Source organism: Psychrosphaera sp. B3R10 (assembly GCF_018861025.1).
Lineage (GTDB): Bacteria > Pseudomonadota > Gammaproteobacteria > Enterobacterales > Alteromonadaceae > Psychrosphaera > Psychrosphaera algicola.
Window position 1 is genome coordinate 111,583 of sequence record NZ_JAHKQH010000045.1, and the last position, 15,638, is coordinate 127,220.

At 40.4% G+C, this 15,638-nt stretch carries 15 protein-coding genes; 11 read left to right on the plus strand and 4 right to left on the minus strand.

The window, feature by feature from the left end; translation table 11 throughout:
- Positions 1 to 96: 96 nt before the first annotated feature.
- A complete protein-coding gene (gene ispB, locus KO525_RS18255) occupies positions 97 to 1,068 on the minus strand; it encodes an octaprenyl diphosphate synthase (RefSeq protein ID WP_215965273.1) in 972 nt (323 codons plus the stop codon).
- A gap of 272 nt (positions 1,069 to 1,340) precedes the next feature.
- On the opposite strand from ispB, the gene rplU reads away from it, so the two are divergent.
- The 5 genes from rplU to KO525_RS18280 all read left to right on the plus strand — a co-directional run bounded on the left by rplU (position 1,341) and on the right by KO525_RS18280 (position 4,207).
- A complete protein-coding gene (gene rplU, locus KO525_RS18260) occupies positions 1,341 to 1,652 on the plus strand; it encodes a 50S ribosomal protein L21 (protein ID WP_215965274.1) in 312 nt (103 codons plus the stop codon).
- Positions 1,653 to 1,671: 19 nt separating this feature from the next.
- A complete protein-coding gene (gene rpmA / locus KO525_RS18265) occupies positions 1,672 to 1,929 on the plus strand; it encodes a 50S ribosomal protein L27 (protein WP_215965275.1) in 258 nt (85 codons plus the stop codon).
- A 145-nt stretch (positions 1,930 to 2,074) separates the two neighbouring features.
- On the plus strand, positions 2,075 to 3,232 hold the full coding sequence (gene cgtA / locus KO525_RS18270) for an Obg family GTPase CgtA (protein ID WP_215965276.1): 1,158 nt from the start codon (positions 2,075 to 2,077) through the stop codon (positions 3,230 to 3,232).
- Between the two features lie 19 nt (positions 3,233 to 3,251).
- On the plus strand, positions 3,252 to 3,746 hold the full coding sequence (folA, locus tag KO525_RS18275; RefSeq protein ID WP_368668259.1) for a type 3 dihydrofolate reductase: 495 nt from the start codon (positions 3,252 to 3,254) through the stop codon (positions 3,744 to 3,746).
- 89 nt (positions 3,747 to 3,835) lie between these two features.
- Entirely contained in the window at positions 3,836 to 4,207 is a 372-nt protein-coding gene (locus tag KO525_RS18280) for a DUF3718 domain-containing protein (RefSeq protein WP_215965277.1), read from the plus strand.
- Between the two features lie 34 nt (positions 4,208 to 4,241).
- On the opposite strand, the gene KO525_RS18285 is transcribed toward KO525_RS18280, so the two are convergent.
- On the minus strand, positions 4,242 to 6,743 hold the full coding sequence (locus tag KO525_RS18285) for an EAL domain-containing protein (RefSeq protein WP_215965278.1): 2,502 nt from the start codon (positions 6,741 to 6,743) through the stop codon (positions 4,242 to 4,244).
- 177 nt (positions 6,744 to 6,920) lie between these two features.
- Here KO525_RS18285 and queA point away from each other — a divergent pair, with 177 nt between their 5' ends.
- Complete coding sequence (queA, locus tag KO525_RS18290) at positions 6,921 to 7,979, plus strand: tRNA preQ1(34) S-adenosylmethionine ribosyltransferase-isomerase QueA (RefSeq protein WP_215965279.1); 1,059 nt, start codon at positions 6,921 to 6,923, stop codon at positions 7,977 to 7,979.
- A gap of 41 nt (positions 7,980 to 8,020) precedes the next feature.
- Here the strand turns inward: queA and KO525_RS18295 are convergent, their stop codons facing one another.
- Positions 8,021 to 8,281 (minus strand): hypothetical protein, encoded by a 261-nt coding sequence (locus tag KO525_RS18295; RefSeq protein ID WP_215965280.1) that lies wholly within the window; start codon positions 8,279 to 8,281, stop codon positions 8,021 to 8,023.
- 219 nt (positions 8,282 to 8,500) lie between these two features.
- Here KO525_RS18295 and tgt point away from each other — a divergent pair, with 219 nt between their 5' ends.
- From tgt to KO525_RS18320, 5 genes are all read left to right on the plus strand, one after another.
- The gene (gene tgt / locus KO525_RS18300; RefSeq protein ID WP_215965281.1) at positions 8,501 to 9,634 is read left to right on the plus strand and encodes a tRNA guanosine(34) transglycosylase Tgt; all 1,134 of its coding nucleotides are present in this window, start codon (positions 8,501 to 8,503) and stop codon (positions 9,632 to 9,634) included.
- 93 nt (positions 9,635 to 9,727) lie between these two features.
- Positions 9,728 to 10,063 (plus strand): preprotein translocase subunit YajC, encoded by a 336-nt coding sequence (yajC, locus tag KO525_RS18305; RefSeq protein WP_215965282.1) that lies wholly within the window; start codon positions 9,728 to 9,730, stop codon positions 10,061 to 10,063.
- A gap of 66 nt (positions 10,064 to 10,129) precedes the next feature.
- Positions 10,130 to 11,989, plus strand: a complete 1,860-nt coding sequence (secD, locus tag KO525_RS18310) for a protein translocase subunit SecD (RefSeq protein WP_215965283.1) — start codon at positions 10,130 to 10,132, stop codon at positions 11,987 to 11,989.
- Positions 11,990 to 12,007: 18 nt separating this feature from the next.
- On the plus strand, positions 12,008 to 12,979 hold the full coding sequence (gene secF, locus KO525_RS18315) for a protein translocase subunit SecF (protein ID WP_215965284.1): 972 nt from the start codon (positions 12,008 to 12,010) through the stop codon (positions 12,977 to 12,979).
- A gap of 70 nt (positions 12,980 to 13,049) precedes the next feature.
- A complete protein-coding gene (locus KO525_RS18320; protein WP_215965285.1) occupies positions 13,050 to 13,535 on the plus strand; it encodes a YajQ family cyclic di-GMP-binding protein in 486 nt (161 codons plus the stop codon).
- Positions 13,536 to 13,557: 22 nt separating this feature from the next.
- Here KO525_RS18320 and KO525_RS18325 read toward each other — a convergent pair whose 3' ends face one another.
- Positions 13,558 to 15,168, minus strand: a complete 1,611-nt coding sequence (locus KO525_RS18325; protein ID WP_215965286.1) for a hybrid sensor histidine kinase/response regulator — start codon at positions 15,166 to 15,168, stop codon at positions 13,558 to 13,560.
- Between the last annotated feature and the right edge of the window lie 470 nt (positions 15,169 to 15,638).

Here is a 15,638-nt window from a genome sequence, read left to right on the forward strand (position 1 = left end):
GCAAAGTCTATTTATGTGATATTGCTTTATTACTACGTGACCAATTTACTAAATAAATTGGCCACACAATCGTAAAGTGGAACTAATGGTAAGAAGTTAATTCGTTCGATGAACGGAGATATGTGCTAAAGAAATAAGCGCTTGCTTAAATTCAGACTCTTCTAAACAGGTTAATTGCTCTATCGCTTTGTCTGCTTCTTTCTCGGCTTTTATTCTCGTATATTCTAAGGCACCGGTTTGTTCCATCGTTGCTATGATGTCTGAGAGGTGGGGCAGGCCATCACCGTTTTGAATCGCAAGACGAATTTGTTCAGATTGTGCACCTGTGCTATTCCACATGGCGTATAGCAGAGGCAAAGTCGGTTTCCCTTCTGCTAGGTCATCACCGGTATTTTTACCCATGTCGCCGGCTTCTGAAGTGTAATCCATTACATCGTCAATTAGCTGAAATGCCGTACCTAAATGCATGCCATATTTTTGCATCGCTTGTTCAGTTGCCTCATCTGCACCTGCAATAATAGCCGAGAGTTGCGTTGCCGCTTCAAATAATCGTGCGGTTTTACCATAAATGACATCAAAATAACTTTGTTCAGTGGTGTCTGGATCATTACAGTTCATTAACTGCAAAACCTCGCCCTCTGAAATTTCATTGGTCGCATTGGCTAAAATATCCATAATACGCATGGATTTTAAGCTAACCATCATTTGAAACGAGCGGGTATAAAGAAAGTCACCCACAAGTACACTTGCTTGGTTACCAAACACTTCATTGGCGGTCTCTTTGCCACGGCGCATCGTAGATTCATCGACAACATCATCATGGAGTAATGTTGCGGTATGGATGAATTCAATTATGGCCGCTAAAGTAGAATGGTTATCACCTTCATAACCCAGCGCTCGCGAGGCTAATACGGTTAACATAGGGCGAATGCGTTTACCGCCACTATTAACGATATAAACACCTAATTGGTTAACTAACGCGACATCTGACTTTAATTGAGACGCGATACACTGATTTACGGCTTGCATGTCGGGACTGGCAAGTTCGATGATTTTCTGAATTTCCATCAACTGCTTTAAAATTTTAATTCAACTTGCGGCAAAGTGTACCTGAGTACACACATTATCTAAATACAAAATAGATTAAGAAATCTAAATCATCATAAAATAAGTAAACTTAAATGGGCAATCTACCGCTTTTATCTGATTTAGTAATTAAATGTCGTTTTTTATTCATTTAAACGTAATTAGTGCTTGCGTCTATTTTGCATCTCATTTAGAATTCGCGCCCTGTTTTACAGATTAAAATTGTGCGAAGAACGCACAGGAGACGGAGTAATATGTACGCGGTATTCCAAAGTGGTGGTAAACAACACCGTGTTGCTGAAGGCCAAACCATTCGTCTTGAGAAACTAGACGTAGAAACTGGTTCTGCAGTCGAGTTTGATCAAGTGTTGTTAGTTGCTAACGGCGACGATGTAAAGGTTGGTGCGCCATTAGTATCTGGTGGTAAAATCACAGCTGAAGTTGTCTCTCACGGTCGTGGTGAGAAAATAAAAATTGTTAAATTTAAGCGTCGTAAACATTCACGTAAACAAGCTGGCCATCGTCAGTGGTTTACAGAAGTGAAAATTACAAGCATTAACGCTTAATTAGTAGAGGAACTATAAAATGGCACATAAAAAGGCTGGTGGTAGTACTCGTAACGGTCGTGATTCAGAAAGCAAACGTTTAGGTGTTAAGCGTTTTGGTGGAGAAACAGTATTAGCCGGTAATATTATCGTTCGTCAACGTGGTACTAAATTCCACGCTGGCACAAACGTTAGTATGGGCCGCGACCACACATTGTTTGCTACTGCAGAAGGTAAAGTTAAGTTTGACGTTAAAGGTCCACTTAACCGTAAATACGTGAGCATTGTTGCTGAATAATATCAGTAACTGTAAAGTATTTTAAAACCCCGCTTATGCGGGGTTTTTTATTTCTAATGCATACATACTAGAATAGTGGCAGCTTTACCCATCCCGAGATATAGTGATAGGTAGGCGCTTTAGAACAACAAGAGTTAATTGCGAAATGAAATTTGTAGATGAAGTAGAAATCAAAGTCGACGCTGGTGATGGCGGTAACGGCGCGATCTCGTTCCGTCGTGAAAAATATGTACCTAATGGTGGTCCAGACGGCGGCGATGGTGGCGATGGTGGCGATGTGTTTTTACTCGCAGATGAAGGACTCAATACCCTTGTAGATTATCGTTTTGAGCGTTTTCATAAAGCCCAGCGTGGCCAAAATGGCATGGGTAGAAATTGCACAGGTTCACGTGGTGAAGATTGCATATTGTCAGTACCAATCGGTACTCGCGCTCGAGACTTAGACACAGACGAAATCATTGGTGACTTGACCAAACACGGTCAAAAGTTATTGGTGGCCAAAGGTGGATTCCACGGATTAGGTAATACGCGCTTTAAAAGTAGCGTTAATCGTGCACCTCGACAAAAAACCAATGGTACGCCAGGTGAAGTTAGAAACCTACAAATGGAACTGTTGTTATTAGCTGACGTAGGTATGTTAGGTTTACCAAACGCTGGTAAATCGACTTTCATCCGGTCAGTTTCAGCAGCTAAACCGAAAGTCGCTGATTATCCATTTACCACACTTATTCCAAATTTAGGTGTTGTCCGTGCGGGTAACTCGTTTGTTGTTGCGGATATACCTGGCCTAATTGAAGGTGCTGCAGATGGCGCTGGCTTAGGGATCCGATTCCTCCGCCATTTAGAACGTTGTCGCGTACTGTTGCATTTAGTCGATATTTTACCTGTTGATGGTTCTGATCCAGTCGACAATGCACGAGTTATCGTTGGTGAATTAGAACAGTACAGCGAAAAACTTGCAGGCAAACCGCGTTGGTTAGTCTTTAACAAGATTGACTTGATGTCAGAAGAAGAAGCAAACGAGCTTTGTAAATCTATCGTAGAACGCTTGGAGTGGGATGGGCCTGTTTACCAGATTTCAGCTTCCACAGGTCAAAATACAAAAGATTTATGCAACGATTTGTCAGACGCGTTAGAAGATATGCCGAGAGAAATTGTTACGGATGAAGATGAGAAAGTTGAATTCCAGTGGCATAGTTACCATGAAGAAGCGTTGGAAGCGGCTGCAGGTGATGCAGATGACGAAGACGATGAAGATTGGAACGAAGATGACTACGATGTTGAAGTCATCTACAAGCCATAATTGAGATTAGGAAAGCCGCGTGACTAAGATTTCATTAATTGCCGCGATGGCCCACGATAGGGTAATAGGCAGAGATAATGACATGCCTTGGCATATGCCTGCCGATTTAAAGCATTTTAAATCGATAACGCTTGGTAAACCGGTCATTATGGGGCGTCGGACATTTGATTCAATTGGCCGACCACTGCCGGGTAGACAAAATATTGTCGTCACTAGTAATAAAGATTGGACGCATGAAGGGGTCGATGTTGTACATTCACCTGAAGATGCGCTCACTTTGGTTGAAAAAGAAGCTGAAGTAATGATCATTGGGGGTGGTAAAATATACCAACACTATTTATTATTAGCGTCGACCTTGTATCTAACTTTGATCGATTTAACGATTAATGATGGTGATACACAATTCCCAGATTGGGAAACCGTCGGTAGTTGGACGGAAGTGGACAAAGAAAGCCACCTCCCTGACGAGAAGAATAGCTATCCTTATCAGTTTGTTACTCTTGTAAAGGATTAGGGGTTTTCCTTAAATTGACAAAACATAGACTTGAATAACAATAATTCTGTGGTAATGTCCTTAATAATAATAAAAAAGCGAGAATGTTTATGAAGTTTGTAACAACACTATTGTCTGTTTCTTTGATTTTAGGTGGAATTGCGTTTTCAACTCCAGCCAAGTCTGCAGATATGGCTTCAGTGCTTGCAGGATTTTGCGATAACGTTGCAACTGATAACAAATCACGTGTCCGTAAGAAGTTAAAAGAAGCCGGCGTAAAACTACGCCATATCTATGACGGCATAACTTGTGGCGGAGAGAACTTGGTTCGTTACGCAATGACAAAAAATGCTCAAGGCGCGGGCGAGTTTATCGTTAAACGTATGCCAGCATCACATTTTGCTGATTCAGGTGATTTAGATTGGGCAAATGCCAATGGTCACGGAGATTCAGAGATAGCCAAAGCAATTAAAGACAGATAATTTAAAAATTATTTGGATAAAAAAAGCCACTTTATTAAGTGGCTTTTTTATTGTGTGCGAATTGAAAGTCTTTAACGTCATCAAGTTGTAACGGTCGGCTAATGTAATATCCTTGGGCATATCGAACCCCCATTTTCAACAACTCGTCAAAGATATCGGCGTTTTCAACAAACTCCGCGACGGATGTCTTACCTAACGCGGTTGCGACTTCTGCAATAGCACTTACAAGAGTTTTATCAACCGAATTATTGTTCATGTCTTTAACAAAACTACCGTCAATTTTAACAGAGTGTGCCGGCAGTTCTTTCAAATAAGCAAACGTACTAAAGCCCGTACCAAAATCGTCTATGGAAAATTCACAACCTAGCGCGCTTATGGTCTCAATCATCCGCCTTGTGCCACTTACATTAGTTAAGCTGGCTGATTCAGTGAGTTCGAATATAATTCGATGACCATCGACATTGTATTTTTTTAGTTTTGATTCAATAAGTGGCGCTAAGCGTTCATCTGAAAAAGCATGTGCAGAAAGGTTAATGGCCACACGGTGTAATTCAGGGTTACTACTCAGGGATTTTAATGCTTGGTTAATCACTTGATGATCGAGAAAACTAATGTCCTCTGCACGTTCAAGCGCAGGAATAAACTCGTTTGGATAAGTTAACGTATCGCCATGTTGCAGTCTGACCAACGCTTCAAAGTAGGCCACTTTGTTTTCTTCAAGATCCCAAACTGGCTGGAAGTGCAGTATTAGATTGTCATTAATAACAGCATCTTGTAGCCGGTGTACCCATTTCATATTGTCGAATTGCATTGTCGATTCAACGTCATCTTCTGCAAAACAATGAATTTGATTTCGGCCTTTATTCTTGGCCACATACAAAGCGATATCAGCTTGTCGGAGGTATTCAGGCGCTGTGCTGTGGCCGTCTATTTCTGACAGACCAATACTGGCGCTGATTTTATAGGTGTTGTTGGAAAATTGAAAATGGGTATCGGATATTTGCTTACAAATATTATTGCCAATCGTTTTTGCGTTTTCCATTGTTGTACTGGACAACAGGATAACAAATTCATCACCACCAACTCGGCATAAAATGTCTGACTGTCTAAGGCGTTGCGAAAGTATCTGAGACACTTCTCGAAGGACCATATCACCCGTTTGATGACCTTCTGTATCATTAATTACTTTAAAGTGGTCAAGGTCGATGTAGAGCAAACAGTGGCTGTCATCTCCGCGTGACGCAAGGAGTGTCAACCGACTCAGTTGCGTATCAAAGTAATATCGATTATAGAGACCAGTTAACGTGTCGTGTAATGCAAGGTGACTTAATTTTTCTTCTGCTTTTTTACGATCATGAATATTATCAACTGTTGCACTTAAACCTGACGTTACGCCATTTTTAATTATTTTATGCAGCTTAATCTCAACCCACAAATTGTAATTGTAAGCCGTTTTAATTTTGACCTCTTCGGTAGAGGATGTTTGATTCAACTTCAACATGCTGTTGATTTTGGCGGTGAATCTGACAGCGCCTAATTCATCAACTTCAATAAACTCGAGTAAGTTTTTGCCAATACATCGTTCAATCGAAAACCCAGTTAAACTGCACCAGGTTTTGTTCAGGAATTTTATTTTACCGTCTTTATCTAATTCAATGACAACAGAACTCAAGTTCTCTAGAAGGGTTGTATGCTCGTCAAAAAGGTCGCGAAATTTCCGTTCACTTTGTTCTAGCTGCGATACTTTTTGCGCAAATTGATTATTGCTGATCATAAAGTCATTGCGTCGCGCAGCCCGTTCACAAATATTAAGGACTCGGGAAGGATTTAAAGGACGGTAGATAAAGTCACTTGCGCCATGGATCATGTAATATTCGGCAACTTCAATATCGTTCCTAGGAACGATAACGACACATGGAATTTCTGGCAGTTCTTGATGTACAGCTTTGATTAATTCTGACGCTGTGTTTTCCGGCAGCGCATTATCAACGATTAGAAAGTCAATGTTTTGTTGGCGGAGAATAGCCAAGCCATCTTTGGCATTTGGAACGGTGAAGGTCTCAAATTTTGAATCAATAAGTAATTCGATTTCCGACGCTAAGCTTTTGTCCGCCATAACATTTAAGGCGGTCATTTTACTACTGATCGGTAATGAGAGAGAAAACGCGTCGGCTAAGATTTCGTTTACTTTAGATGTTTCACTTTTAGTTAATACCGCGTTTATACCAAATGCTTTAGCTGTGGCTTCGGCAATACGTTCACTGTGAGTGTCGGTCAACAATACGATAGGAATTTTACGGTCGCATACGTAAATGTCCGATCGAATTAAACTTGATAGACACCAACCATCAACATCACCGATATCAATATCTGAAATGATAAAGTGAAAATTATTATTTTTTAACTTTTCAATTGCACTTGTGCTGTTTTCAACAGTATGGATATCAAACAGTTGTAAACTTCTGATTCGACTACTTAGTTGTACACGATTTTTAGGATCAGATGTAATGAGTAGTAGGGGAAGTTTACGATCCACGAAATTACAACCTTTATATTACGCGTTCATTTAACGCATCTGTGCCTAAAAAGACCTTTACTCTATAAAGAAACGAGAATTTAAACAAGTCGTGAATAAGATAAGTACCACAAGTTGGGGATTTCTATTAAAGACTGGTAGAATATCGCGAATTTTACCAACTATTTGAGGTTAGATGTGCAAGTCGCCGATTTCCATTTTGATTTACCCGAGCAGTTAATTGCCAAAGCACCTAAAAGTGAACGCAGTAGTAGCAAACTAATGGTGTTAGATGGCAATACGGGCGAGGTTAACCACAGGGTATTTTCTGATATCGTGTCGTTGGTAGAACCTGGTGATTTACTTATCTTTAACAATACTCGTGTTATTCCAGCCCGGATGTATGGCAAAAAAGAATCTGGCGGAAAAGTTGAAATTTTAGTTGAACGATTGATTGACGAAGCTTCTGTCTTAGCGCATGTCAGAGCCAGTAAAGCGCCAAAGCCCGGGACTATTCTTATTCTAGAAGAGGACGTTCGGGCAGAAATGATCCAGCGGCACGATGATTTATTTGAATTGCGATTTCTTACAGACTCCACAGTTCTTGAGGTTTTAGAACAAAAAGGGCATATGCCACTGCCACCATATATTGACCGTCCGGACACCGAATCTGACAGGGAACGTTATCAGACGGTTTATAACGAAAAGCCAGGTGCGGTTGCTGCACCAACGGCTGGTTTGCATTTTACTGAAGGGTTATTAGCGGAATTAGCCGCAAAAGGTGTGCAAACTGAGTTTGTTACTTTACATGTAGGCGCTGGAACGTTCCAGTCGATTCGTGTTGATACGGTGACCGACCATAAAATGCATGCTGAATATGCAGATGTGTCGGCAGAGGTTGTTGAAGCAATTCAAAAAACTAAAGCGAATGGAAAACGAGTCATTGCGGTCGGGACAACGTCGGTGAGATCAATTGAATCGGCGGCTTGGAAGTCAGAGATGCAAACGGGTCAATATTCGCAATTAAAACCTCTAACTGGCGAAACAGATATTTTTATTTATCCTGGATATGAATTTAAAATAGTTGATGCGATGGTCACTAATTTTCATTTACCTGAGTCAACCTTGATCATGTTGGTGTCTGCTTTTGCTGGTCAACAACATATTTTGAATGGCTATAACTTAGCGGTTGAAAATGAATACCGATTTTTTAGTTACGGTGACGCGATGTTCTTAACTAAAAAAACGGTTCCATAGCTGATGAAAGAAAATGGTAGAGCGGAAAACCGCTTTACCATTTAGACTTGCACTCGGCCTTTTCTAAAATATTTATACAATCCAACCAAAGACGCTGCTATCCAAAACAGTTCAATGACAAAACTCGCTAAGTTAAAATTAATGCAAAGGCTAATCAGCAGCAAGATTGCGCCAACCAAATTAAGCAAATTGTAGATCACGCCTTTGGGATCCATTTTATCCAATTGGATCATGAAATAGGCAAGAACAATCGAAAAAGTGCCGCACATACCAATGATGTCGGCAATTATTGAGGTAGACATTATGACTCCTAAATCTCTATACAGATTAAAATAACCTGGCGCGGTTCCTTGGAGACATGCCCATGCAGCGTGCGCTGACTTCCATTTGGCAGAAGTTGCCATTGTAATTCACCTAGTTGATTATTCAATAGGGATTTTTACTAAGAACTCAGATATAATGCGCGCAATTTTAGAAGACTTAATCAAGCTAAATAGTGCTTGTCATTTTAGAGACCAACGATGAAATTTGAATTGATCAACACCGACGGCAAAGCTCGCCGTGGTAAATTAAAGTTTGATCGCGGTGAGGTAGAAACTCCTGCGTTTATGCCGGTCGGTACTTACGGTACGGTTAAAGGGATGACACCCGACGAATTATTAGATACCGGTGCTCATATTTGTTTAGGCAATACGTTCCATTTGATGTTACGTCCAGGCACTGAAATTATTCGTAAACACGGCGATTTACACGACTTCATGAATTGGCAAAAACCAATTCTGACAGACTCGGGTGGTTTTCAGGTATTTAGTTTAGGCGATTTGCGCAAGATAACTGAAGCCGGTGTGGAATTCCGTTCACCAATTAACGGTGAAAAAATTATGTTAACGCCAGAACGTTCAATTGAAGTTCAACGCGATTTAGGCGCTGACGTTGTGATGATTTTTGACGAATGTACGCCATATCCAGCGACAGTTGAAGAAGCTAAAACGTCAATGGAATTATCATTACGATGGGCACAACGTTCTAAAGAAGAACACGGTGACAGCAAAGCGGCATTGTTTGGTATCGTGCAAGGTGGCATGTACCCAGACTTACGTGAAGTTTCACTAGCGGGTCTAGAAGAAATAGGTTTTGACGGTTACGCCATTGGTGGATTGTCGGTTGGTGAGCCTAAAGAAGATATGATAAATATCTTAGATACTACGGCTTACAAATTACCAGAACAAAAGCCTCGTTATTTAATGGGGGTTGGAAAGCCTGAAGATATCGTTGAAGCGGTAAGACGTGGTATTGATATGTTCGACTGCGTAATGCCAACTCGAAATGCTCGCAATGGTCATTTATTTGTTACTGACGGTGTTGTTAAGATCCGTAATGCACGTCATAAAGACGATACGGGCACACTTGATGCTGGATGTGATTGTTATACCTGTGGTAATTATTCCCGCGCTTATTTACATCACTTAGACAAATGTAACGAAATTTTGGGCGCTCGTTTAAATACGATCCACAACCTTCGTTATTACCAACGATTAATGCAAGGCTTACGTGATGCAATTCAAAACGATCGACTAGATGAATATGTTGCTGAGTTTTACGCATTACGTGATTTACCTGTTCCGCCAATGTCGGATGAAGGGTTAAACAAATAGCTTAAAATTAGTGGACGAGGCATTGTATAAACGCTGTTTCGTCCTTATATAGAATTTCATTGTAAAAATTATTAAAGAGATTAAGGGAAATCCATGAGTTTATTCATTTCTAACGCATATGCCGAAGGCGGCGCTCCAGCTGCAGCTGCAGGACCTGACATGTTGATCATGTTGTTAATTTTCGGTGTGATCTTTTATTTCATGATCTACCGTCCACAGGCTAAACGCGTAAAAGAACATAAAAACCTAGTATCGTCACTTGCAAAAGGCGATGAAGTTTTAACGGCTGGCGGCATGATTGGTAAAATCACTAAAGTTGCTGACGATAAAGACTTCGTTCGTGTTGAACTTGCGGAAGGTATTGAAGTAATGGTTCAAAAAGGCTCAATTAATTCTGTTCTGCCTAAAGGCACAATAAAATCAATTTAGTAGTTGTTAAGTCCGGCTTAGCCGGGCTTTTTCATTTAACGATAATAATTATAAAAGGGTCTTAACGTGTTAAATAAGTATCCACTCTGGAAATACGTCATGGTGGTGTTGGTACTGCTTATCGGCGGGTTGTATTCTGCACCAAATCTCTACGGCGAAGATCCCGCCATCCAAGTATCTGGCGTCCGTGGCGCTGAAGTTAATGCGTTAGTATTAGACACTGTTGTGGCTAAGTTAGATGAAGCCAAAATAGAATATAAAAAATCAGAATTGGCTGAAGGTCGTATTTTGGTTCGACTTAAGCGTGAAGATGATCAATTAAAAGCGAAAGAAGCGATTGGCGATAGTTTAGGCGACGGCTTTGTAGTAGCGTTAAACCTTGCTCCTGCAACACCTGGATGGTTACAGGCCTTTGGTGCTGGTCCACTTAAGCTTGGTCTTGACTTACGTGGTGGTGTGCATTTCCTTATGGAAGTGGACATGAAAGAAGCCATGAATAAAAAATTCACTGAAATGGAAGAAGACTTTAAAGCTGACCTTCGTGAAGAGAAAATTTATTATCGTCGTATAGCGCAAACCGGTTCTGGTGAAGCTGTCCGAGTTCAGATTCGAAAAGCTGAAGAATTAGACGACGCCCGTCGCTTTATCGAGAAAAAATATCCGGATCTTGTCGTTATTGAAGATAGCAAAACAAGTGAACCTGACTTGTTAGTTTCAATGACGGAACAAAAAATCAAAGAAACGCGTAATTACGCGGTTGACCAAAACATTACTATTATTCGTAATCGTGTAAACGAACTCGGCGTAGCTGAACCTTTAGTTCAACGTCAAGGGCAAGAACGAATTGTTGTGCAATTACCAGGTGTACAAGACACTGCACGTGCGAAAGAAATTTTAGGCGCCACTGCGACATTAGAATTTAAAATGGTTTATCAAGACGGTGATATTGGCGCTGCTATGAACGGCCGTGTTCCACCAAAAGCTAAACTATATGACAGTAAGAAACAGGGACCTGTTTTACTTGAGAAAAAAGTAAGACTTACGGGTGACCACATAGTTGACGCACAAAGTTCATTTGATCAATACGGAATGCCGCAGGTAAGTATTTCATTAGATACAAAAGGCGGCAATAAAATGTCGGCGATGACAAAAGACAACATTGGTAACCCAATGGCTGTTGTGTTCATCGAATACAAGCCAACTGAAGTAAAAGACAAAAATGGCGTTTCGATTCTTAAAAAATATGAAGAAGTTATTAGTGTTGCAACGATTCAAGCGCGTTTAGGTCGTAACTTCGTTATTACCGGTTTGGATTCGTCATCAGAAGCACATAACCTTGCCTTGATGTTACGTGCGGGTGCGCTAATTGCGCCAATTCAAATTGTTGAAGAACGTACGGTTGGTCCAAGTTTAGGTCAAGAAAATATCGATGCTGGTTTTAATGCCGTAATGTTAGGCTTTGGCTTAGTTTTACTGTTTATGCTGGTTTATTACAAAAAGTTTGGTCTTGTTGCAAACGTCGCACTAGCTGCAAACTTAGTTATGATCATCGGTGTAATGTCTATGATCCCAGGCGCAACACTAACCCTTCCTGGTATTGCGGGTATCGTATTAACCGTTGGTATGGCAGTTGACGCCAATGTACTTATATTTGAAAGAATAAGAGAAGAGTTGAAAGATAACCGTAGCCCTCAACAGGCGATTCATCATGGTTATGACAGTGCTTTCTCGACAATTGCCGATGCCAATATCACAACGTTTATTGCTGCGGTTATATTGTTTGCTATAGGTACTGGACCAATTAAAGGCTTTGCGATTACGTTAGCCATTGGTATTGCTACTTCCATGTTTACTGCCATTGTTGGGACACGTGCAATCGTGAACGCAACATGGGGTGGTAAACGAATCGAAAAACTTTCGATATAACTCGGCGAGATTATTAATATGCAACTTTTAAATTTATCAGAAACAGTTAATTTTATGTCGCTTCGCCGCATAACGTCGGCGTTTTCAATCTTATTAATTGTCGCTTCAATCGCGTCATTTGCAACAAAAGGTTTAAACTGGGGCCTTGATTTCACCGGTGGTAGCTTAATCGAAGTTTCTTTTGAGCAAAGTGCTGACTTAACAAAAGTCCGTCAAGTTATGGATGAAAACGGCTTTGGTGACGCTACGGTACAAAACTTTGGCTCAAGTCGTGATGTATTAATCCGAATTGCACCAAGATTACATGCTGAGGGCGAATCAGTAGGTGAAAAAATTGACTCTAAAATGATCGGAGATACGATCATGTCAGCGTTAACTGCTATGGACGATACAGCGACAATGCGTCGAATCGAGTTTGTTGGCCCGAGCGTGGGCGGTGAACTTAGAGAACAGGGCGGTTTAGCCATGTTAACGGCGTTATTATGTATCCTAATCTATGTTGCTCTTCGTTTTGAATGGCGATTTGCGTTAGGCTCGGTATCCGCGTTAGGACATGACGTTATTATTACGGTTGGTTTATTTAGTGCCCTAGGTATTGAATTTGACCTAACGGTATTAGCTGCTGTGTTAGCCGTAATCGGTTATTCACTTAACGATACTATTGTTGTATCCGATCGAATCCGAGAAAACTTTCGAAAGATACGTCAAGGTGAAGCAGAAGAAATTATCAATATCTCGTTAACGCAAACGCTTAACCGTACTATGGTTACATCATTTACGACAGCTCTAGTGTTGTTGGCCTTGTTGTTTGTTGGCGGTGAGCTAATTAAAGGCTTTGCCACTGCGTTATTGTTTGGTGTTGTAATTGGTACATATTCATCAATTTATGTTGCGAGCTCTATCGCGCTTGCTTTAGGGATCAGTAAAGAAGACATGATGCCAACAGAAGTTGAAAAAGAAGGTGCTGATCAAGACCAGTTAATGCCTTAACAAAGTCCGCGTAAATTTGTATTTTGATAAACGGTAAGCCTAGGCTTACCGTTCTTTTTTGGAGATTATTATGCCTAGTTTCGATATTGTGTCAGAAATTGATGTAAATGAAGTGCGTCACGCTACTGAAAATGCAACTCGAGAAGTGTCAACACGATTTGATTTTCGTGGGGTTGAGGCCAACTTTGAATATAAAGACGGCACCGTGAAAATGGTTGGTGAAGGCGATTTTCAGTTAAAGCAAATGTTAGATATTTTGAGAAATAAATGCACCAAGCGCGGATTAGATCCGGCATCAATGGACACCGAAGGGAAAGTCGATATCACCGGTAAAACCTATACACGAGTTATTGGTTTTAAAGAGGGCATTGAACAAGACATGGCTAAAAAGATCGTTAAGTTGATCAAAGAAGACAAACTTAAAGTTCAGGCGTCTATCCAAGGTGATAAAGTCAGAGTGACGGGTAAAAAGCGTGATGATCTGCAACAAGCTATGCAAGTGCTACGAAGCGCAGAGCTGGGGCAACCGCTACAATTTAACAATTTCAGAGACTAGTCGATATTTTACGATCTACGTTTTAGGTAGTCGCTTGGATTAGTAAATTTTGACTAATCGCGTCGACTAATTGGTCAAGAGCAATTGGTTTAGTGAGAAAGCTATCAAATAAGGCTTTCTCTCTACTTGACCTATACACATCTGCGGTAAGTGCTAGGATCGGAATTTTGACTTTGTTCGCTCTTAGCCGGCGAGTGGCTTCTATCCCACTTATTCCCGGTAAATGAATATCCATCAAAACTAAGTCAAAATCAGCATTTGTACCAAAGGTTACAGCCTCTTCGCCAGTCCCTACGATTTTAAACTGCACCGGTATTGCGCCTAACAAGGCTGCAATAACCATTTGATTGACTTTATTATCTTCAACAACAAGTATGTTTGTCGTGTCTGGGATGTTCTTTGTTTGTATATTGCTGGACGAGGGCGTCGGTACATTCTTATAAGGCAGAGACACAGTTACTGTTGTGCCGACTTTGTTTTTACTTTGAACATCGATATGACCATGCATGAGTTCGACTAAGCCCTTAGTAATCGATAGCCCTAAGCCCGAACCTTCATTGTTTTGTGATTGCCCCGTAATTTGCGCAAACTGATTAAATAGGTAAGGGATCTTTTCAGTTTGAATTCCAATACCGCTATCGACGACTTTTAATATCAGTGTCTCATTAAGCACTGATGCACTCACAATGACCTTGGAGTTTGAATGACTAAACTTGATGGCATTGTTTATTATATTAGATAAAACACAACCAAATTTAGCTTCATCAATTGCCACTGTTTTAGGAATATCATTGGCTATTTGGACATCAACTTTAATGCTTTTTTCGTTGGCCTTGATCATTAAGTTGTTTACGACAAATTTGATATAGTCAGAAGGGTCAGAATGCGTAATTTCTAGATTTAACACACCAGCATCAATTTTACCGACCTCCAATAAGGCATTCAATGTTTTTAACATTTGCTTGCCGCTTAAGTCTATTTGCGACAAGTTTTCAGTGACGGCGGGAAATTGCGCTGCGAGTTCGACATTTTTCGTCAACAAGTCGGAAAGGCCAATGATTGCATTCAGAGGGGTTCGCACGTCATGGGAAATATTAGACAAAAACGATTCTTTGTAGCTGTTTGCTAAAATGAGCTTGGTACTTTGTAATTTTAATTCTAGTTGAGACATCACGGACGTTGCCAAAGTAAGCAATGATTTACTTTGCTTTGAACTCAATGTTTTAGGTCGGTCACTGGCAACGCAAATCGTGCCTATATTTAGACCTGATGGGGATTTAAGGGGCGCTCCTGCATAAAATCTAATGTGTGGAGAATTGGTCACGAGTGGGTTGTCAGCAAACCGTTCGTCTAACATAGTGTCACGAACTTCAAATATTTCATCTTGTAAAATTGCATGGGCACAAAACGCTACGTCACGACTTGTGCAGTCTATATCGACACCAATCCGAGATTTATACCATTGTCGCTTTGCATCTACTAAGCTAATCATTGCAATTGGGCATTCACATATTTCAGACGCCAATATTGTTAAGTCATCAAAAGCTTTTTCATGTTCTGTATCAAGTATCCCATAGGAAAATAAGGTCTTCAGACGTTCTTTTTCATTTTTAGGTAAATCAGCAATTTTCATAATAAGTGTACCGAGTAATTGATTACGTCCATTTATTTCCGCCTATCGTGTAAAAATAGCTTGCGAACCGTCAGCATCAATTTTACTCATTGCAGTTGTCTGTTATAAGCGAGCAAGTTACATCGCAAGTTTATTGATATTGCTTATTAACAATATGTTTTTACCCAAGTAAGTTGTAAATATCCCCACCGCTTCGTTTATACATGTACCTTCAATTACGCAAGAAATGCTCTAGCGGTAAAAATTAAAATCGACTCTTAATTAGATTATAGACAGTAAATAAAATGTTGAGGGACTAATTTTGATCACTTTTAATGGAGTAAAAAATAGGTGAGAAATAGTAGAATAAAAAGCTGAAATCCATATGATTCAGTAGCTGTGTGTGCATGTCTGGGTTTATTTGACAGAGCTTGATGATAAAAGCTGTAGGTGCGAAGTTCAGTTTGAATGTTAGTCGTATGAATAACTTA

Bases quoted from the DNA above. Each gene is read 5' to 3' on its own strand.
- ispB (WP_215965273.1), bottom strand. From the start codon at position 1,068: ATGGAAATTCAGAAAATCATCGAACTTGCCAGTCCCGACATGCAAGCC.
- rplU (WP_215965274.1), top strand. From the start codon at position 1,341: ATGTACGCGGTATTCCAAAGTGGTGGTAAACAACACCGTGTTGCTGAA.
- rpmA (WP_215965275.1), top strand. From the start codon at position 1,672: ATGGCACATAAAAAGGCTGGTGGTAGTACTCGTAACGGTCGTGATTCA.
- cgtA (WP_215965276.1), top strand. From the start codon at position 2,075: ATGAAATTTGTAGATGAAGTAGAAATCAAAGTCGACGCTGGTGATGGC.
- KO525_RS18280 (WP_215965277.1), top strand. From the start codon at position 3,836: ATGAAGTTTGTAACAACACTATTGTCTGTTTCTTTGATTTTAGGTGGA.
- KO525_RS18295 (WP_215965280.1), bottom strand. From the start codon at position 8,281: ATGTCTACCTCAATAATTGCCGACATCATTGGTATGTGCGGCACTTTT.
- tgt (WP_215965281.1), top strand. From the start codon at position 8,501: ATGAAATTTGAATTGATCAACACCGACGGCAAAGCTCGCCGTGGTAAA.
- yajC (WP_215965282.1), top strand. From the start codon at position 9,728: ATGAGTTTATTCATTTCTAACGCATATGCCGAAGGCGGCGCTCCAGCT.
- secF (WP_215965284.1), top strand. From the start codon at position 12,008: ATGCAACTTTTAAATTTATCAGAAACAGTTAATTTTATGTCGCTTCGC.
- KO525_RS18320 (WP_215965285.1), top strand. From the start codon at position 13,050: ATGCCTAGTTTCGATATTGTGTCAGAAATTGATGTAAATGAAGTGCGT.
- KO525_RS18325 (WP_215965286.1), bottom strand. From the start codon at position 15,168: ATGAAAATTGCTGATTTACCTAAAAATGAAAAAGAACGTCTGAAGACC.